We start from the raw sequence: 17,816 nt of genomic DNA on the forward strand, positions 1-17,816 counted from the left end.
ATTTGACGGGCGGGAATGCCGGAATATCGGCTCGGGACACGTCGTCGTCCTGTTCCTCGCCTTCTCTCAACGGGTTCCGCCGGTTCGCGCCGCAGCGAACGGCCTATCGTGGACGGATTCCTGCCCATGCAGCCTGCGCTGCGCCTCGTCCGCCCGGTCCGGGACGGGCGAGGCCCCCTCCCCCGGCCCGCCGCCCGCCCGGCGGCAGGCCCCGGCGGCGGCCCGCACCGGGACCGGGCGGACGCGGTCCTGTCGGTCGAGGGGCTGTCCCTCGCCTTCGGCGGCACCGTCGCCTTCGCGGAGATCGACCTCGCGGTCGGGGCCGGCGAGATCCACGCCGTGATCGGGCCGAACGGCGCCGGCAAATCCTCGCTGATCAACGCGATCACCGGCCTCTACGCACCGCGGGCCGGGCGGGTGCGGCTCGGCGCGGAGAGCTTCGCCCGGGTGCCGGCCGGGCGGCTCGCCGCGCTGGGCGTCGCCCGGACCTTCCAGAACCTCGCCCTGTTCGCGGGCCTGAGCGTGCGCGACAACGTCCTCGCGGGGCTCTCGGCCGCGCGGCGCGCCGGGCCCGCGGCCCAGATCCTGGGCCTGCCCTCCGCCCGGCGGGAGGCGCGCGCGCACCGCGCCGCTGCCGAGGCGGTGATCGGACGCCTCGGCCTCGCGGCGGTGGCCGACCGCCCCGCCGGCAGCCTCCCCTACGGGCTCCAGAAGCGGGTCGAGCTCGGCCGGGCCCTGGTGGCCGGGCCGCGGCTCCTGCTCCTCGACGAGCCGATGGCCGGCATGACGGCGACCGAGAAGGCCGAGATGACCGGCTTCATCCGGGCGGCGCGGGATCGGTCCGGGGCCGCGATCGTCCTGATCGAGCACGATATCGGCGTCGTCATGCGCCTCTCCGACCGGGTGACCGTGCTCGATCACGGCCGCCGCATCGCCACCGGCACGCCCGCGGAGGTGCGGGCGGACCCGGCGGTCATCGCGGCCTATCTGGGGCTCGCGGACGGGGAGGCGGATGCCGCCGCTGATCCCGCCGCTGATCCCGCCGCGGATGGAGACGCGGATGGAGACGCGGCCGAAGACGGGGACGCGGCCGCCGCATGAGCCCGGATCTCGCCTTCCTGATCGAGGTCGTCGTCGGCGGCCTCCTGTCGGGCGTCATGTACGCTCTCGTGGCGATCGGCTTCGTGCTGATCTACAAGACCTCGGGCGTGCTCAACTTCGCGCAGGGCGCGATGGTGCTGTTCGCCGCCCTCACCTTCGTGAGCCTGACCGAGCGCGGCCTGCCCGTCCCGGCGGCCCTGGCCGCGACGCTCGCCGCGATGGTGGTGGTCGGTCTCGGCGTGGAGCGCCTGGTGCTGCGGCCGCTCGTCAACCAGCCGCCCATCACCCTGTTCATGGCGACGCTGGGCGTCGCCTACGTGATCGAGGGCGCGGCCCAGCTCGCCTGGGGCACCCAGGTCCACGGCCTCGACCTCGGCATCGACGACACGCCGATCGATCTCGGCGGCGTGCTGGTCAGCCGGTTCGACCTGTTCGCCGCCGCGGTGGCGGGCCTGATGGTGGCGGTCCTCGCCGCCTTCTTCCGCTACACCCGCACCGGCCTCGCCTTCCGGGCGGTGGCGGACGATCCGCTCGCCGCCCTCAACACCGGCCTGCGCCTGCCCCGGATCTGGTCGGCGGTCTGGATCGCCGCCGGGATCGTCGCGCTGGTGGCGGGGCTGCTCTGGGGGGCGCGGCTCGGCGTGCAGTTCTCCCTGTCGCTGGTGGTGCTGAAGGCGCTGCCGGTGCTCGTGCTCGGCGGCTTCGACTCCGTCGCCGGGGCGATCGTGGCCGGGCTGATCGTCGGCGCGGCGGAGAAGCTGTCCGAGGTCTATCTCGGGCCGGTCATCGGCGGCGGCATCGAGGGCTGGATCGCCTACGTGGCGGCCCTGGGCTTCCTGCTGGTCCGGCCGTCGGGCCTGCTCGGCCTGCGCGCCGTCGAGCGGGTCTGAGCCGCCGTGGTGGCCCTCCCCCGCGCCGTGCCGCGCCCGCACCTGCCCGCCGGGACCCTCGGCCTCGGCGCCCTGCTGGTCCTCGCCTACGGGATCCTTCCGCTCACCGGAACGAGCTACCTGTTCGAGGCGCTGCTGACGCCGTTCCTGGCCCTGGCGCTGGCCGGCCTCGGGCTCAACCTGCTCACCGGCTATGCCGGGCTGCTCTCCCTGGGCTCGGCCGCCTTCATGGCGGTCGGGGCCTACGCGGCCTTCAACCTGTCGCTGCGCCTGCCCAGCCTGCCGCTCCCGGCGTCACTCCTGCTCGCCGGCCTCGTGGCGGCGCTCGCCGGGCTGGTGGCGGGGCTGCCAGCCCTGCGCCTGCGGGGCTTCTACCTCGCGGTCTCGACGCTCGCCGTGCAGTTCTTCGTGGTCTGGGCGCTGAACCGGATCGGCTGGATCTCCGACGACAGCCCCTCGGGCATCGTCATCGCCCCCCGGCTGGTGGTGGCCGGCCTGTCCTTCGACGACCCGCGCGGCCGCTACCTGGTCACGCTCACGGTGGTCACGCTGCTGACCTTCGTCGCGTGGAGGCTCGTGACCTCGCCCACGGGCCGGAACCTCGTGGCGATCCGCGACAACGAGACCGCCGCCCGCCTCGTCGGCGTGCGGGTCGCCCGGACCAAGCTCCTGGCCTTCGCGGCCTCGTCCTTCGTGATCGGGATCGCCGGGGCGCTCTGGGCCTTCGCGTATCTGCGCACCGTCGAGCCGGCGGGGTTCAACCTCGACCGCTCCTTCCAGATCCTGTTCATCGTGATCATCGGCGGCCTCGGCACCCTGCGCGGCGCCTTCCTGGGCGCGGGCTTCATCGTGGTGCTGCCCCTGCTCCTGTCGCGCCTCGGCGCGGCGCTGCTCGGCGACGGGTTCGATTCCGGCACCCTGGAGATGGTCCAGCGCGTCGTGCTCGGCGCCCTGATCGTCGCCGTGCTGATCCGCGAGCCCGCCGGCCTCGCCGCCCTCCTCGACCGGGCGGGCCGCCGCCTCGGCCGCCGCGCTGCCTGATCCCCTCCCCGCCCGACCAACCCCAGGACGACCATGCCCCTGACGCCTCGTCTCCGCGCCGCGCTCCTCGCCGGCACCGTCGCGCTCGCCGGCGCGGCCCCCCGGGCCGCTTGGGCCGACGAGCAGTATTTCCCGCTCCAGAGCTACCGGGTCGGCCCCTACGCGGCCGGTGGGACCGGCTTCTTCGGGGGCTTCATCGACTATCTCAACCTGATCAACGCCCGCGACGGCGGGGTGAACGGCGTCAAGCTCACCTGGAGCGAGGGCGAGACCCAGTACGAGGTCGAGCGCGGCGTCGAGGTCTACGAGCGGCTGAAGTCCCGGCCCGGCATCGCCGCCTGGAACCCGCTCTCGGTGGGCATCGCCTACGCGATGATCGACCGCATCACCGCCGACAAGGTGCCGCTGATCACGATCAACCACGGCCGCACCGATTCCACGGACGGGCGCGTCTTCCCCTACGTGTTCCCGCTGCTGCTCAACCCCTACAGCGAGACGAGCGGCATCATCCAGTATCTCGGCGCCCGCGCGGGCGGCCTCGACAAGCTGAAGGGCAAGACCGTCGCGGTGCTCTACCACGGCTCGCCCTACGGCAAGGAGACGATCCCGATCTACGCGCGGCTCGCCGAGCGCTACGGCTTCACCGTCGCGCAGATCGAGGTGCCCCATCCCGGCAACGAGCAGCAGTCGCAGTGGCTCACGATCCGGCGCCTGAGGCCCGACTTCGTGGTGCTGCGCGGCTGGGGCGTGATGAACCCGGTGGCCCTGAAGACCGCCCAGAAGACCGGCTTCCCGGCCGACCGCATCGTCGGCAATGTCTGGTCGAACTCGGAGGAGGACGTGATCCCGGCGGGTGACGCCGCCAAGGGCTACGTCGCCATCACGACCCAGGCCTCGGGCACCGCCTACCCGGTGATCCAGGAGGTCGTCGGCAAGGTCTACGGGGCCGGCAACGGCAACCTCGCCGACCGGAAGCGGATCGGCAGCGTCTACCACAATCTCGGGGTGCTGAACGGCATCCTCAACGTCGAGGCGGTGCGGATCGCGCAAGCGCGGTTCGGCCAGCGGACGCTCACCGGCGACGAGGTGCGCTGGGGCTTCGAGCACCTGCGCCTCGACGAGGCCCGGGTGGCGGCGCTCGGCGCCAAGGGCCTGTTCCACTCGATCAACGTCACCTGCGCCAACCACGAGGGCGAGGGCCGCGTCACCTTCCAGCAATGGGACGGGGCGAAGTGGACCGTCGTGTCCGACTGGATCGCCCCCGACTGGGCGAGCCTGCGCCCGATCATCGAGGCCTCCGCGACCGCCTACGCCAAGGAGCGCGGCATCACCCCGCGCGACTGCGCGGCCGAGGAGGCCGCGGACGCGGCCGGCAAGCAGGCCGCCGCGGTGGCCCGGTGAGCGCCCGGTGAGCACCGCGCCGCCCCTCCTGCAGGTCGAGGCCCTGGAAGTCGTCTACGGCGGGGCGGTGCACGCCCTGCATGGCGTCGACCTCGCGGTCCGGGCGGGGGAGATCGTCGCCCTGGTCGGCGCCAACGGCGCCGGCAAGACGACCCTGCTGCGGGCGGCGTCGAACCTGCTGCCGGCCCTGCGCGGCCGGGTCACGGCCGGGCGCCTCGCCTATGACGGGCGCGACGTGACGCGGACCCGGACCGACGTCCTCGTCCGCGCCGGGCTCGTGGGCGTGCTGGAGGGGCGCCACTGCTTCCGGAGCCTGAGCGTCCAGGAGAACCTCGTGGCGGGCGGCCTCGGGCGCGGTACGGGCCGCGGCGGCGTGCGCGCCGATCTGGACCGGGTCTACGGCCTGTTCCCGCGGCTCGCCGCGAAGCGGGGCGTCGCCGCCGGCCTGCTCTCGGGCGGCGAGCAGCAGATGGCGGCGATCGGCCGGGCGCTGATGGGGCGGCCCCGGCTGCTCGTCCTCGACGAGCCGTCGATGGGGCTCGCCCCCCGCGTGGTCGAGGAGATCTACCGGGTGCTCGCCGGCCTGAACCGCGCCGAGGGTCTGACCCTGCTGGTGGCCGAGCAGAACGTCCGCCTCGCCCTGCGCCACGCCCACCACGCCGTGGTGCTGGAGAACGGGCGCAGCGCGCTGGCCGGCACCGCCGCGTCCCTGCGGGCGCGGGACGACGTCCGGTCCCTGTATCTCGGGGGCGCCGACGATGCCGGGGCCGCCGCGCTGCCGGAGACGGGCCGCCGCGCATCGGGCTGACGGTGCCGGCCCGCGTCAGGCCTCGCGTCAGGAGTCCCGGTCGGCCCGGCGCAGGGACCAGAGCAGGGTACCGTGGGCGTCGACCAGCCACAGGGCGTTCACCGCGTCGTCCTCGATCGTCAGCGAGCGGCTGTTGGCGAGGCGCACCGCCTCCTTCGCGTCCGCGGCCGTGAGCACCTCGTCGACGCGCGGCGCGCCGATCTCGCCATCCTCGCCACGGACCGCCCCGCGCAGGCGATAATCCGGCATCCGTCGAACCCCTGTCTCCCCGCGGCCGGCGCCCGTCCGGGGCGTGCCGCGGGTGCGAAGATAGGCGCCGGCGCGGCGTGTCGAGGGTCGGCGGGCCGCTACGGCCCGTCGCGGCTCGCCAGGATCCGCTGCGGCTCCGCGAGGAACAGGGCCCGCAGCGCGGCGGCCGATTCGCGGGCCGGAAGGTCGAGGGCGCGCCGCGTCGCGGCGATTCGGGCGGCGCAGTCGTCCGAGGGGGCCGCCGCTGCGGCCATCGACCGCGCGGTGCCCGGGTCCGCGGCGGGCGCGGCCGCCCCGTCCGGCCGCGCGGCCCGTGTCCGGGCGAGGAGCGGGGCGAGCCCGTGCGACGCGGGCCGCTCGGCCCGCAGCCGCGCGTCGAGCGCCACGAGGTCGCCGGCCGCGAGGAGGCCGCAGGCCGCCGCGTCCCCCGCGCCGGCCCGCTCCAGCGTCGCCAGGATCCGCTGGCCCAGGGCGCGGACGACGGCGTCGTCGGCCGCCCGGAAGCGCCGCTGCAGGTAGCCGGCCGCCATCCGCCTCAACCCCGCGGCGGCCTCCGCCTCCGGCCGGCCGGCGGCGTAGCCGTCCCGGTACCACCGGGCGATCGGGTCGAGCCCCGCCGCCTCGGCTTGGCGCAGGATCGGCAGGTTCCGCAGGATCGCGGCCCGCGCCCCGGCCGCGCTCGGATCCGCGTCCAGGGTGGAATCGGGGAAGCGGTCCGGTCCGACGACCTCGCTGACGATGCCGGCCGCGCGCAGCTCCCCGTCCGTCGGGATCCAGATCCCGGCCGGGGGCACCGCCAGCGCCCGCGTCACGAAGGCCGCCGGCAGGCCGGCGGCCCGGTAGGCCGCCCGCTCCGGCGCGGAATCCACCGGGTGCATCCGGCCCCGCGCCCCGATCTCGTAGGGGGCGTGGAAGCCGAGCCGGCCGCCGGTCGCGAGGTAGCGCGTCCGGCCGCGGATGAAGATCAGCGTGCAGGCCGAGGCGCAGGCGTCGGGGACGTAGGTGGCGAGGCCGCGGGCCGCCACGAGCGCCCCGATCGCCGCCCCCTCCTCCACGAGGCCGCCGTCGCTCGTGAGATGGATCCGGGCGATCCGCGGGTGCGCAGCGAGGATGGCCCGGACCCGCGCGGCGACCCCGGCCGCGAGATCGCCCGCGAGCCTCAGGTCCCGTCCGCCCGGCCCGACCGTGAGCCGGGCCGGGACGTCCGGCACGCCGGCCGCGCCGCGGCCCTTCGGCGGGTGTCCGGCCGCGGCCGGGCCGGCGGCACCGAGCGCCAGGGCGGGCGCCAGGGCGAGCGCGCAGGCGGCCGTCCCCGTCCGGCGCCTCCACCCGCGGGGGAAGACCGACATGGCAGGTTTCCATCGTTCGTGGTCGGAGAGGCCGGCGCGGCCGGCAGCGACGCGCCTACTGGAGGTAGGCGACGAACATCTCGGACACGGCCCGGGACGCGTAGGCTTCCGGGCTCTCGCCCCAGCGGATCGGGAAGGCCTCGGCCACCGGGCGGCCGGCGAGGATCTGCGCGACCTCGTCGGGCATCAGGCCGTCGTCGAGGGCGCTCGCGAGGGCGGCGCGTTCGTGGGAGGGATGGGAGCGGACGCTCCGGGACAGGGCCCGGCCGAGGGCGGCGGCCGGTTCGGGGCTCAGGTCGGGACGGGTGTTCCGGGTCGTGTCATAGGTCAGCATCGGTGGTCGCCTCGCGTGTCTGATGTCGTGCGCTTTCCTCCTCTTGGACGCGGCAACACGGCAGACACGGCGCAGTCATCCGGGCGAACCGTTCCTTGCTGGTGATCACGGCAAACCTCCGTTGGGCTCCGCATCGACTGTATGTCGACACCGTCAATGTAGACGCCGGGCCCGAGAATGTGCTGCCAAATTGGCGAGGACTTGCAGCGCAGGTTGTTCGTCGAAGCCGCGAGCCGGAGCAGAAGCACGGGGTCGGCGGAGATATGCCCGGATCGCGGCCGCGATCGATCGCCGGTGCCGGCCGGCTCCCGGGACTTGCCAAAGCCGGCGCGATGCCTGAATATCATTCTATAGCAATGACTTAGCGAAACAATGCTCCGGCAACGCGCTCGTGCGGTCGAAACCTTCTCCGCCGGGCCGGGGCATCCGGAAGAGACTTCTCGCCGGCGCCGCCGGCGGAATCGGGCCGCCACCGCGACCGATTCGAGGGAGACGACACCATGGCCCCGGGGACGATGATGCGGGGCGACGCCCCGGCCAATGTGGGCGTGACGGTCCAGGGGCACGACGCCCTGGAGCGCGGCCGGCCCGGCCCGTTCCGCCCCCTGCCGTGATCGGCGACGACCGATGCATCACGCTGCCCTGCCCGCCGCGGGCGCCACGATGGCCGTGGTCCAGCCGCCCCTGCGCATCACGAGCCGCAGCACCGCGGAGGCCGAAGTCTGGGCCGCCCTGCGCGCCGAGGCCGAGGCGGCCCTGATCGAGGAGCCCCTCTATGCGGGGATCATCCAGGCGACGATCCTCGACCAGCGCTCGCTGGCACAGGCCCTCGCCTACCGCCTCGCCCACCGGCTCGGGGACGGCGACCTCGCTCGCCTGTCGATGCGCGACCTGTGCCTCTCGGCCTTCGAGGCCGACCCGCAGGCCGGCGCCCACGCGGTGCGCGACCTCGTGGCGATCCGCGAGCGCGACCCGACCTGCCGCCGCTACCTCGACCCGTTCCTGTTCTACAAGGGACTCGCCGCGCTCGAGGCGTACCGGGTCGGCCACTGGCTCTGGCACCGGGGCCGGGCGACCCTGGCGCTGCACGTCCAGAGCCGGATCTCCGAGGTGTTCGGCTGCGACATCCACCCGGCGGCCCGGATCGGTTCGGGGGTGTTCATCGACCACGCCACCGGCGTGGTGATCGGCGAGACCACGGTGATCGCCGACGACGTCTCGATCCTCCAGTCGGTGACGCTCGGGGGCAACGGCAAGGAGAGCGGCGACCGGCATCCCAAGATCGAGCGCGGGGTGCTGCTCAGCGTCGGCGCCAAGGTGCTGGGCAACATCCGCGTCGGGGCGGGCGCCAAGGTCGCGGCCGCCGCGGTGGTGCTGCAGGACGTGCCGCCCCACACAACTGTGGCGGGCGTGCCGGCCCGGGTCGTCTCGCGCCTGCCCGTCGACGAGGAGCCGGCGCTCAGCATGGACCAGTCCTTCGGCTACGGGGACGGCATCTGAGACGCGCGAAAGATTTTTCCTGACAACAAAGTCGTCCGGGCGCCGCCGCCGGGCGCGACTCCGTAGAATTAAGTTCTCTGGCCTGCCTGCCTGAGGACGGTCGTGTCCTGTTCGTCGTGCATACCACGGGATCCATTTCTACGAATCGACGAAAAATAGGGATATCATTCCGTTGACCCTTGGGCGAATCAGACTTTATCCAGACATCGCTGGAACAACGATGAAGTCGGCCCGGCCGAGCGTTCGACGATGGCTGTCGGACTGCTAGAGAATACATGATTTGATTGACGGTGCGGCCGCTCGGGTCGCGATCGTCGTCGCGTTCTGATCGGAACGACTTGCGTCCGCCCCGCACAGGCTGCGGGGCGCACCGCCGCCGCGCGGATCGGCGCGGCGCGCCTGAAATCCTGGATGGAGTGAGGACGAACGATGAGCGGACCGGGTCTGAGCGTGAGCGCCACGGCGGCACGCAATCTTGCGACGGCGACCGTCACCTCGGTCCAGAACGCGGCCAACACGCCGCGCTGGCTGCTCCGGCTCCTGCCCTTCGTGGACGTGGCGGGCGGGGTCTACCGCGTCAACCGCCGCGCCGTCGTGCTGGCCCGCCCCGGCCGGATCGATCTCGTCGCCGAGGACAAGGGGGACGGCAAGGTGATCCGTCCCGCCTCCCTGCGGGCCGTGCCGCTGTTCAGCCGGCTGGGCGATGCCGAGCTGGCGGCGCTGGCGGCCAAGTTCACCGAGAGCCGGCACAAGGCCGGAACGGTGATCCACGAGGAGGGCTCCGCCGGCCGCAGCCTCACGGTGGTGGCCGACGGCACCGTCGAGCTGACCCTGTCGGGCCCCTACAAGGGTCGCCTGCGCCAGGGGCTCGCCACGAAGGGCGACTATTTCGGCGATGCGGGCCTCGCCGGTGAGCGCGCGCCCGCCCCGGCCGTGAAGGCCCTGTCGGCCGTGACCCTCCTGACCCTCGACGCCGCCGCGGTGGAGAGCGAGGAGATCCGCGCCAAGATCGCGCAGTACCGCGAGGAGCGCGACCGCCTCAAAGGTCACACCAACTCCTACGGCGAGCAGGGGATCGAGCTGCTGGCGGTCCATACCGGCGAGCCGCGCCTGCCGACGACCTTCGTGGACTACGAGGTCGATCCGCGCGAGTACCACCTCTCGACCATCCAGACGATCCTCAACACCCATACGCGCGTTACCGATCTCTACTCCAACGAGATCGACCAGCTCCGCGAGCAGATCCGCCTCACGGTCGACGCCGTGAAGGAGCGCGAGGAGTGGGAGCTCCTGAACAACGCGCAGTTCGGCCTTCTCGGCGAGGTCGGCCCGCGCCAGCGCATCCCCACCCGCGGTGGCCCGCCCACCCCGGACGACCTCGACGAGCTGCTGACCCTGGTCTGGAAGAAGCCCGCCTTCTTCGTGGCCCATCCCCGCGCCATCGCGGCCTTCGGCCGGGAGGCGACCCGCCGCGGCGTGCCGCCGGTCGTCGTCCACCTGTTCGGCGCGCCGTTCATCACGTGGCGCGGCGTGCCGCTGGTGCCGAGCGACAAGCTGCCGATCGACCTCGACCCGGTGACCGGGGCCGAGACCACCTCGATCCTGCTGCTGCGCGTCGGCGAGGGCGAGCAGGGCGTGGTCGGCCTGCAGAAATCGGGCGTGACCGGCGAGATCGAGCCCGGCCTGTCGGTGCGCTACATGGGCACCAACGACCACTCGATCGCCTCGCACCTCGTGACCCGCTACTTCTCGGCCGCCGTGCTGGTCGAGGACGCGATCGCCCGCCTCGATAACGTGCTGCTGGGCAACTACCATGACTACGCCTGAGGCTGTCGCCCTCGGGCTGCCCGGGGCGAGCCCGGGCGAGCTGGCCCACGCGGATCTCGTCGGACGCCTCGCCCGGGAGATCTACGGGCAGGGTCAGGCCGCGAACCGGCCCTTCGCGCCGGCGCTTCCCGCCGGCCCCCAGGTCCCGCAGGCCCTCGAGAGCCTGCCCCAGCGCCCGGGCGGCGCGCCGCTGCCGAGTGCGCCCCCGGGCGTCCCTTCCGCCCCAGCGGGCGGCCAGCCCGCCGGCCTGCCGCCCGACGCCTCCGCGCTGGCGGCGCGCTCCTTCGGGGCGCCGCCGGTCGGCCTGCCGGGCCTCTCCGGCCCGACCGCGCCGAACCTCGCACCCGCGAGCCCGGCCCTCGCCGATGTCGGGGCGATCCCGCTGGTCCACCCGGCGAGCCCGCGCCCCGCCCTGCCGGACTTCTCCTTCGCCGGTGCCCCGGCGCTGGCGGCCGCCCTGCCCGGCGGTCCGGAGCTGCACCGGCAGATCGCCGCGGACCATCCCCGCGCCAACGCCTTCGCGCACGCCCTCGCCCCGGCTCTCGTGCCGGCCGATCCGTCGAAAGTCGGCCGCGATGCGGCGCAGGAGCGCTTCGCCCGGACCGGCCATCTGTCCCGGGTGCCCGAGGCGCCGGCCGGCGACTACTACTTCCTGAACCTCGGCCCCGGCCCAGCCCGCAGGGCGCCGGCGAGCCCCCGGGTGGAGCCGGCCCGCGACCCGGGCTCGGCGCCGCGCTTGGCCGCGCAGGGGTCGAGCCCGGTGGGGGCGCCCTTCGACGTGGAGCATGTCCGCCGGGACTTCCCGGCCCTGCACCAGAGCGTCAACGGCCACCCGCTGGTCTGGCTCGACAACGCCGCCACCACCCACAAGCCGCAAGGGGTGATCGACGCGACCTCGGAGTTCTACGCCCGGCACAACTCGAACATCCACCGGGCCGCCCACACCCTGGCGGCGCGCGCCACCGACCTGTTCGAGGGCGGCCGCGCGGCGGTGCGCCGCTTCCTCAACGCGCCCACGAAGGACGACATCGTCTTCCTGCGGGGCACCACGGAGGCGATCAACCTCGTGGCGAACTCGTACGGCCGGGCCAATGTCGGCCCGGGCGACGAGATCATCGTCTCGACCATCGAGCACCACGCCAACATCGTGCCCTGGCAGCTGCTGGCCCAGCAGACCGGGGCGACGCTCCGGGTGATCCCGGTCAACGACCGGGGCGAGATCATCTTCGAGCAGTACGCGGCGCTGCTGTCGGGCCGCACCAAGATCGTCTCGGTGACGCAGGTGGCCAACGCGCTCGGCACCGTGAACCCGGTGCGGGAGATCATCCAGCTCGCCCACGCCTACGGGGTGCCGGTGCTGGTCGACGCGGCGCAATCCGCGCCGCACATGCCGCTGGACGTGCAGGCCCTGGACGCGGACTTCCTGGTCTTCTCCGGCCACAAGGTGTTCGGGCCGACGGGGATCGGCGCGCTCTACGGCAAGACGCACCTGCTGGAGGCGATGCCGCCCTGGCAGGGCGGCGGCCACATGATCGAGGACGTCACCTTCGCGCGTACGGTCTACAAGGGCGCGCCCGAGAAGTTCGAGGCCGGCACACCCGACATCGCCGGGGCGGTCGGTCTCGGAGTGGCGCTCGACTACCTCGCGGGCATCGGCATGCCGGCGATCGCCGCCTACGAGCACGACCTCCTGGACTACGCGCAAGGCGGGCTCGCCGACGTGAAGGGCCTGCGCCTGATCGGCACGGCCCGGGAGAAGGTGAGCGTGATGTCCTTCGTGATCGAGGGGCAGACGAACGCGGCGGTGGCCCACCACCTCGACGGTCACGGCATCGCGGTGCGCTCGGGCCACCACTGCGCCCTGCCGGCCCTGCGCCGGTTCGGGGTCGACCAGTCGGTGCGGGCCTCGCTGGCCTTCTACAACACCCGCGCGGAGGTCGACGCCTTCCTGAGGGCGCTGCACACCCTGCCGCGACCGTGACCGGCGCGTCGCCGGCCGGCGGGCGCGGGGGCGTCGTGTCCGCCGAACCCTGCCCTGCGGGCGTGAGGATCCGCGCGACCCGTCGCCGACGTCCGGCGCGGCGCGCGGATCCTCACGCCGCCGGCCGGAGATGCCGCGTCCGCACCGTGCCGTCGATGGCCCGCAGCGCGCGGAGCACCGCGTCCGCCTCGCCCGGCGGCACGGACGCGTCCACCACGACGTAGCCGAACTCGCCGTCCGTCTGCAGGTACTGCGCGTCGATGTTGAGCGACCGGCCCGAGAAGATCGCGTTGATCTGCCCGAGCACGCCGGGCACGTTCCGGTGCACGTGGAGGAAGCGCGCGCCGGACAGGCGCGGCGGCAGCTGGACCTGCGGGAAGTTCACGGCGCCGAGCGTCGAGCCGGTCTGGACGTAGTCGACCAGCTTGCGGGCCACCTCCGCGCCGATGCGGTCCTGGGCCTCCTCAGTCGAGCCGCCGACATGGGGGGTGAGGATCACGTTCGGCAGCCCCTGCAGGGGCGAGACGAAGCGCTCGGCGTTGGAGGTCGGCTCCACCGGGAAGACGTCGATCGCGGCCCCGGCGAGGTGACCGTCGCGCAGAGCCGCCGCCAGGGCGTCCAGGTCCACGACCGTGCCGCGGCTGTTGTTGATCAGGTAGGCGCCCGGCTTCATCGCGCGGATCCGCTCCGCGCCCATCAGCCCGTGGGTCAGCGGCGTCTCCGGGACGTGCAGGCTGACCACGTCGCTCACGGCGAGCAGGGCCTCGAAGCTCTCGGCCGGCTCGGTGTTCCCGTGGCGCAGCTTGTCGGTGAGGTCGTAGAAGATGACGCGCATGCCCATCGCCTCGGCGAGGTTCGAGAGCTGCGCGCCGATATTGCCGTAACCGACGATGCCGAGCGTCTTGCCGCGCACCTCGAAGGCGCCGGTGGCCGACTTGTCCCAGCCGCCTTCATGGGCCGCGACCGAGCGCGGCACGATGCGCCGGAGCAGCATCACGATCTCGCCGATCGTCAGTTCGGCGACGCTGCGCGTGTTCGAGAACGGCGCGTTGAACACGGGCAGGCCGCGGGCGCGCGCCGTCTCGAGGTCGACCTGGTTGGTCCCGACGCTGAAGCAGCCGATGGCGGCGAGGTCGGGCAGGGCGTCGAGAAGCGCGGCGGTGACCTGCGTGCGCGAGCGGATGCCGAGGACGGTGACGTCGGCCAGTTCGCCGGCGTCCCCGGGGCTGACCGCGCGCGACAGCTGCCGGATGGCGCCGATCCCGGCCTGGGTGAAGATCCTGGACGCTGTCGGCGCTATGCTTTCGGTCAGAACGACGCGCTCGGTCGACACGGTCTGTCCTCCCTCCACGGACGGGGTGCAATCCGCGACCTTGGCGCCGGCGCGGCGCGGCGGCAAGGGCGGCGCGGGCAGGAAGGGGTTGCGGGCGCGGGCCGCCCTCCCCCGCCCCGCGGCGGACGGCCCGGCCCCGTCGTCTCGACGCGGCGCGCGGGGCCTGCCAGTGTCCGCCTCCCGGCGGCCGAGGCCGCGGAGCGACAGGTGCGTCATGACCGGATCGACAGCCCGGGCCGTCATCGTCCAGCCCGGCGGCGGCTTCGACAAGGTGACCTTCGGCGAGCGGCCCGTGCCGGAGCCCGGGCCCGGCGCGATCACCGTCCGCCTGCGGGCGAGCTCCCTCAACTACCACGACTACGCGGTGGTCAGCGGGATGTGGGGCCCGAGCGAGCCGCGCATCCCGATGTCCGACGGAGCCGGAGAGGTCGAGGCCGTGGGGCCGGGCGTGACCGAGTTCGCCGTGGGCGACCGGGTGGTCAGCACGTTCTTCCCGACCTGGCTGGAGGGCGCGCCGCGCGTCGAGGGCTTCGCCACCGTGCCGGGCGACGGGGTCGACGGCTACGCCCGCGGGGGCGTCACCGCGCCCGCCACCGCCTTCACCCGCGCCCCGCGGGGCTGGGACCACGCCGAGGCGGCGACGCTCACCACCGCCGCGCTCACCGCGTGGCGGGCGCTGCACGCCGATGCCGGCCTGAAGAGCGGCGACGTGGTGCTGGTGCAGGGCACCGGCGGCGTGTCGCTGTTCGGCCTGCAATTCGCCAAGGCGGCGGGGGCCACGGTGATCGCCACCTCCTCCAGCGACGACAAGCTGGAGCGCCTGCGCGGTCTCGGCGCCGACCACGTCATCAACTACCGCACCGACCCGGCCTGGGGCGAGACCGCCCGGCGCCTGACCGACGGGCGCGGTGTCGACCACGTCCTCGACGTCGGCGGCCCGGCGACGCTGGAGCAGTCCATGGCCGCCGCGCGGGTCGCCGGCCACGTCTCGGTGATCGGCATCCTCTCGGGGGTCGCGGGCGAGCTGCCGCTGGTGCCGGCGCTCCTGAAGCAGATCCGGCTGCAGGGCGTGCTGGTCGGCAGCCGGCGCCACCAGATCGAGATGATCCGCGGCATCGATGCCTGCGGGCTGCGGCCGGTCATCGACCGCCGCTTCCCCCTCGACGACCTCGTCGCGGCGTTCCGCCACCAGGAGAGCAACCGCCACTTCGGCAAGATCTGCGTCGAGATCTGAGCGGTCCGGCCGGTCCCGAGGCGGTGCAGCGGGCGGTGCGGCGGGCGTTCAGCGGAAGGCGATCCCGAGCCCACCGGGTATCATCAGGGCCCGGGGCGTCTCGGCCTGGCTCGGCGGCGGCGGCACGTGCGCGCAGCCGTTCTCGCAGAACGTGCGGAGTGTGCGCCGGTCGAGGCCGATGTCGCTCAGCATCTCGTCGTCGAGGGCCGAGAGAATGCGAAGATTTCGCGCCGCGATACGGCTCTTCCGGACAGATTTCAGGAACGAGAGGATCATGATCCAGCCTCCGTTGCGCCGAAAGATCCGTGGTTTGTCCACGATCGGCCGGATCAGCCTCGCTTCAATGCGGACTATGCGCATCCTCCGTTCGGATTAAGGGTGGCGCGCGGCGCGAATATTTTTGCCGGAGCGCGCTAGGCGTCCGCGATCGGCTGCGGGCAGAGCAGGAGCAGGCGCACCAGCTCGGCTTGGCGGCGCGTCCCCGTCTTCTCGAACAGGTGGCGCAGGTGCACGCGCGCCGTGTTCCGGGTGATCCGGCGGTGCGTCGCGCTCGCCGCGAGGTCGTTCCCGGCCAGGATGTCGACGGCCAGGGCCGCCTCCGCGGGCGTGAAGCCGAACTGGTCCTGGAGAATGCCGGGATCCGGCAGGCGCGGGGTCCCGGGGTCGGTGAGACGCAGGAGAACCGCGCCCTCGCCGATCGGGCCGAGCGTCCCGGGAATCGCCGAGGCGGCGACCAGGAGCGTCCCGCCCGCGCCCTCCAATCGCACCGAGCCGCCGCGATGGCCCGCGGCGCAGCGGGCGATGACCCGGCGCAGCCCCGCGCTGGCCTCGGGCGTCGCGCCGCGCAGGCCGCCGTGCTCCAGGCACAGGAGGCCGCGCGCGACGAAGGCCTGCGCCGCGCGGTTCAGGAAATGGGCCCGCCCGTACCGGTCGGCCACCGCCAGCCCCTGCTCGAGATGCTCCGCCAGGAGATGGAGCGCCGCCTCCACGAGGGTCGGGTCCGGGAAGGCCGGGGTGCCGCCGGCCTGAACCCGCCGCTCCTGGGCGGAGCCGATCCCGGATATCGTTTCGGCTCTGCGGGTGTGCAGGTGGGATTGACTGATCACGCTGGGATCCTCGCCGGATCGACATCACGATATCAGTAATAACCCGAAACTGGCGTCCCTTATTCCCGCCTCATCCCGGCGGGCCCCCGGTCCGGGACTGAAACAGGTCGGCGAAGGCGCGCAGGTCGCGCCGGTTGAGGTCCGAGACCGCCCAGTAGGTGAGGTCGCCGAGGCGCCAGCGCTCGAGCGTGGACCCGTCGCGCCGCTCCTCGCCGGCGCCGGGGCCGTCGGCGGCGGGGACCACCGTGACGCTGATGACGTGCCTGTCGCGGCGATAGACCAGGGTCGGCACGGGGGTTCCGCCGACGATGTCGACCCGGCCGCCGACCAGCGGGAAGCCCTTGTCGGACAGGTCGGGGGCCTCGGGCGCGAGGGGGGTCCGGCCGTTGAACCAGGGCTTCACCACGTGCCGGTCCGAGGAGGCTACGTCGAAGGGCTGGGGCGCCGCGAGGCCGCGGAGATGGCCGGCGAGCACGGCCGCGCCGGTATCCGGGGCGCCGTCGGGGCGGTCGAGATAGACGATCCCGCCGCCGAGCGCGGCCCCGCCGACGAGGCCGACGAGCAGCGTCGCGGCCAGCGCCTGCCGGGATCTGCGCCAGGATTCGAGCCAGGCCTCGACCCAGGTCCCGACCCAGGACCCGAGCCGGGTCCCGAGCGGGTCTCCGAGGCGGCCGCGCGACGGAGGCGGGTCGGTGAAGCCGATCTGCTCGATCACGCGCGCCCGCAGGGATTCCGGGGCGGGCGGCCCCGCGAGGGGCCCGCGCAGGGTGGCCGAGAGGTCGCGGAGGCGTTCCGCCAGGGCCCGCGCGTCGGGATCCGCCGCGAGACGGCGCTCCATGGCCAGGACTTCGCCGGGCGACAGCTCGCCGTCCGCGTAGGCGCTGAGGAGCAGGAGGGTCTCGTCGTCGGTCATCGCCCGTCCTTCGCGAGCCGTGCAAGCAGGTGCTGCCGCGCGCGGCCGAGGCGCGACATCACGGTCCCGATCGGGACCCCCGTCACCGTGGCGATCTCCCGGTAGCTGAGGCCGTGGTACTCGCGCAGGACCAGCGCCTCGCGGAAGGCCACCGGCAGGGCCTCGACCGCCCGGGCGAGCTGCCCCGCGTCGTCGCGGGCGATGAGGGTCGCCTCGGGCGTCTCCGGGACCTCGGTCAGGGCGCCCCCGATCTCCAGCTCGGCGCGGGCCTCGGGGGCGAGGTCGTCGGCGAAGACCACCGCCCGCGGCCGGTGCCGCTGCAGCCAGGAATAGCCGGTGTTGCGGACGATGGTCAGGAACCACGCTCGGGCATTGCCCTCGGCGAACCCCTCGATCGCCCGGTAGGCGCGCAGACACGCCTCCTGCATCACGTCCTCGGCGTCGGTGGCGTTGCCGGTGAGCCAGTGCGCGAGCCGGTAGCCCTCGTCCAGGCGCGGGAGAACGAGCTGACTGAAGCGCGCGCGCGCCAGGGTCGTCATGTCGGCGGCCGGGCCGGGCCCGCCCCGTCGAGAGCCTGCGAAGCCATGGGGTCCCTGCCCTCGTGCTCCTGCCTGCAGCCTTGTGCCACACAATCGGGAACCGGGCGGCGGCGGGCTTTATTCCCGCGTCCGGGCACGCGAATGTTCGGGGCGCTACTCGGGGCGCTACTCGGGGCGCTACTCGGGGCGCTACTCGGGGCGCTACTCGGG

The 17,816-nt window shown here is 73.8% G+C and carries 17 protein-coding genes; 9 read left to right on the top strand and 8 right to left on the bottom strand.

Going from position 1 to position 17,816, the window contains the following annotated elements:
- Positions 1-126 precede the first annotated feature (126 nt).
- The 5 genes from BMY19_RS19070 to BMY19_RS19090 are packed head-to-tail and all read left to right on the top strand — an operon-like array spanning position 127 to position 5,241.
- Positions 127-1,101, top strand: a complete 975-nt coding sequence (locus tag BMY19_RS19070; RefSeq protein WP_100252610.1) for an ABC transporter ATP-binding protein — start codon at positions 127-129, stop codon at positions 1,099-1,101.
- The gene (locus BMY19_RS19075) at positions 1,098-1,991 is read left to right on the top strand and encodes a branched-chain amino acid ABC transporter permease (RefSeq protein WP_042675144.1); all 894 of its coding nucleotides are present in this window, start codon (positions 1,098-1,100) and stop codon (positions 1,989-1,991) included. Before BMY19_RS19070 ends, BMY19_RS19075 begins: the two co-directional genes overlap by 4 nt.
- A 9-nt stretch (positions 1,992-2,000) precedes the next feature.
- Positions 2,001-3,032 carry a branched-chain amino acid ABC transporter permease gene (locus tag BMY19_RS19080; protein ID WP_244534959.1) on the top strand — a complete coding sequence of 344 codons (1,032 nt, stop codon included), beginning with the start codon at positions 2,001-2,003 and terminating at the stop codon, positions 3,030-3,032.
- A gap of 33 nt (positions 3,033-3,065) precedes the next feature.
- Positions 3,066-4,433 (top strand): ABC transporter substrate-binding protein, encoded by a 1,368-nt coding sequence (locus tag BMY19_RS19085; RefSeq protein WP_100252612.1) that lies wholly within the window; start codon positions 3,066-3,068, stop codon positions 4,431-4,433.
- A 7-nt stretch (positions 4,434-4,440) separates the two neighbouring features.
- Positions 4,441-5,241 (top strand): ABC transporter ATP-binding protein, encoded by an 801-nt coding sequence (locus BMY19_RS19090; protein WP_100252613.1) that lies wholly within the window; start codon positions 4,441-4,443, stop codon positions 5,239-5,241.
- 27 nt (positions 5,242-5,268) lie between these two features.
- On the opposite strand, the gene BMY19_RS19095 is transcribed toward BMY19_RS19090, so the two are convergent.
- From BMY19_RS19095 to BMY19_RS19105, 3 genes are all read right to left on the bottom strand, one after another.
- Positions 5,269-5,490: a hypothetical protein gene (locus tag BMY19_RS19095; protein WP_091681463.1), complete on the bottom strand. Its 222-nt coding sequence runs from the start codon at positions 5,488-5,490 to the stop codon at positions 5,269-5,271.
- 98 nt (positions 5,491-5,588) lie between these two features.
- The gene (locus BMY19_RS19100; protein WP_100252614.1) at positions 5,589-6,839 is read right to left on the bottom strand and encodes a hypothetical protein; all 1,251 of its coding nucleotides are present in this window, start codon (positions 6,837-6,839) and stop codon (positions 5,589-5,591) included.
- A 55-nt stretch (positions 6,840-6,894) separates the two neighbouring features.
- The gene (locus tag BMY19_RS19105) at positions 6,895-7,173 is read right to left on the bottom strand and encodes a hypothetical protein (RefSeq protein WP_020095131.1); all 279 of its coding nucleotides are present in this window, start codon (positions 7,171-7,173) and stop codon (positions 6,895-6,897) included.
- Positions 7,174-7,800: 627 nt separating this feature from the next.
- Between BMY19_RS19105 and cysE the strand changes: the two genes are divergently transcribed.
- The 3 genes from cysE (at position 7,801) to BMY19_RS19120 (ending at position 12,481) form a co-directional block, all read left to right on the top strand.
- Positions 7,801-8,673: a serine O-acetyltransferase gene (cysE, locus tag BMY19_RS19110; protein WP_020095129.1), complete on the top strand. Its 873-nt coding sequence runs from the start codon at positions 7,801-7,803 to the stop codon at positions 8,671-8,673.
- 429 nt (positions 8,674-9,102) lie between these two features.
- Positions 9,103-10,500 carry a family 2B encapsulin nanocompartment shell protein gene (locus BMY19_RS31650; protein WP_026605239.1) on the top strand — a complete coding sequence of 466 codons (1,398 nt, stop codon included), beginning with the start codon at positions 9,103-9,105 and terminating at the stop codon, positions 10,498-10,500.
- Positions 10,487-12,481 (top strand): SufS family cysteine desulfurase, encoded by a 1,995-nt coding sequence (locus BMY19_RS19120; protein WP_100252615.1) that lies wholly within the window; start codon positions 10,487-10,489, stop codon positions 12,479-12,481. Before BMY19_RS31650 ends, BMY19_RS19120 begins: the two co-directional genes overlap by 14 nt.
- A 112-nt stretch (positions 12,482-12,593) precedes the next feature.
- On the opposite strand, the gene serA is transcribed toward BMY19_RS19120, so the two are convergent.
- Positions 12,594-13,814, bottom strand: a complete 1,221-nt coding sequence (gene serA, locus BMY19_RS19125) for a phosphoglycerate dehydrogenase (protein WP_082558002.1) — start codon at positions 13,812-13,814, stop codon at positions 12,594-12,596.
- A gap of 214 nt (positions 13,815-14,028) precedes the next feature.
- On the opposite strand from serA, the gene BMY19_RS19130 reads away from it, so the two are divergent.
- Complete coding sequence (locus BMY19_RS19130) at positions 14,029-15,048, top strand: zinc-dependent alcohol dehydrogenase family protein (RefSeq protein WP_100252616.1); 1,020 nt, start codon at positions 14,029-14,031, stop codon at positions 15,046-15,048.
- Between the two features lie 48 nt (positions 15,049-15,096).
- Here BMY19_RS19130 and BMY19_RS19135 read toward each other — a convergent pair whose 3' ends face one another.
- From BMY19_RS19135 to BMY19_RS19150, 4 genes are all read right to left on the bottom strand, one after another.
- Complete coding sequence (locus tag BMY19_RS19135; RefSeq protein ID WP_100252617.1) at positions 15,097-15,324, bottom strand: DUF1127 domain-containing protein; 228 nt, start codon at positions 15,322-15,324, stop codon at positions 15,097-15,099.
- A 137-nt stretch (positions 15,325-15,461) separates the two neighbouring features.
- A complete protein-coding gene (locus BMY19_RS19140; protein ID WP_100252618.1) occupies positions 15,462-16,154 on the bottom strand; it encodes a helix-turn-helix transcriptional regulator in 693 nt (230 codons plus the stop codon).
- Between the two features lie 70 nt (positions 16,155-16,224).
- The gene (locus tag BMY19_RS19145) at positions 16,225-17,067 is read right to left on the bottom strand and encodes an anti-sigma factor family protein (protein ID WP_100252619.1); all 843 of its coding nucleotides are present in this window, start codon (positions 17,065-17,067) and stop codon (positions 16,225-16,227) included.
- On the bottom strand, positions 17,064-17,606 hold the full coding sequence (locus BMY19_RS19150; protein ID WP_020095120.1) for a sigma-70 family RNA polymerase sigma factor: 543 nt from the start codon (positions 17,604-17,606) through the stop codon (positions 17,064-17,066). The genes BMY19_RS19145 and BMY19_RS19150 overlap by 4 nt, the downstream gene beginning before the upstream one ends.
- Between the last annotated feature and the right edge of the window lie 210 nt (positions 17,607-17,816).

The organism is Methylobacterium sp. UNC300MFChir4.1 (assembly GCF_900110155.1).
In the GTDB taxonomy this organism is placed as follows: Bacteria; Pseudomonadota; Alphaproteobacteria; order Rhizobiales; family Beijerinckiaceae; genus Methylobacterium.

Coding starts and splice junctions, on each gene's coding strand:
- BMY19_RS31650 (WP_026605239.1), top strand. CDS start 9,103: ATGAGCGGACCGGGTCTGAGCGTGAGCGCCACGGCGGCACGCAATCTT.
- BMY19_RS19145 (WP_100252619.1), bottom strand. CDS start 17,067: ATGACCGACGACGAGACCCTCCTGCTCCTCAGCGCCTACGCGGACGGC.
- BMY19_RS19135 (WP_100252617.1), bottom strand. CDS start 15,324: ATGATCCTCTCGTTCCTGAAATCTGTCCGGAAGAGCCGTATCGCGGCG.
- BMY19_RS19105 (WP_020095131.1), bottom strand. CDS start 7,173: ATGCTGACCTATGACACGACCCGGAACACCCGTCCCGACCTGAGCCCC.
- BMY19_RS19070 (WP_100252610.1), top strand. CDS start 127: ATGCAGCCTGCGCTGCGCCTCGTCCGCCCGGTCCGGGACGGGCGAGGC.
- BMY19_RS19075 (WP_042675144.1), top strand. CDS start 1,098: ATGAGCCCGGATCTCGCCTTCCTGATCGAGGTCGTCGTCGGCGGCCTC.
- BMY19_RS19120 (WP_100252615.1), top strand. CDS start 10,487: ATGACTACGCCTGAGGCTGTCGCCCTCGGGCTGCCCGGGGCGAGCCCG.
- BMY19_RS19095 (WP_091681463.1), bottom strand. CDS start 5,490: ATGCCGGATTATCGCCTGCGCGGGGCGGTCCGTGGCGAGGATGGCGAG.
- cysE (WP_020095129.1), top strand. CDS start 7,801: ATGCATCACGCTGCCCTGCCCGCCGCGGGCGCCACGATGGCCGTGGTC.
- BMY19_RS19130 (WP_100252616.1), top strand. CDS start 14,029: ATGACCGGATCGACAGCCCGGGCCGTCATCGTCCAGCCCGGCGGCGGC.
- BMY19_RS19150 (WP_020095120.1), bottom strand. CDS start 17,606: ATGACGACCCTGGCGCGCGCGCGCTTCAGTCAGCTCGTTCTCCCGCGC.
- BMY19_RS19100 (WP_100252614.1), bottom strand. CDS start 6,839: ATGTCGGTCTTCCCCCGCGGGTGGAGGCGCCGGACGGGGACGGCCGCC.
- BMY19_RS19085 (WP_100252612.1), top strand. CDS start 3,066: ATGCCCCTGACGCCTCGTCTCCGCGCCGCGCTCCTCGCCGGCACCGTC.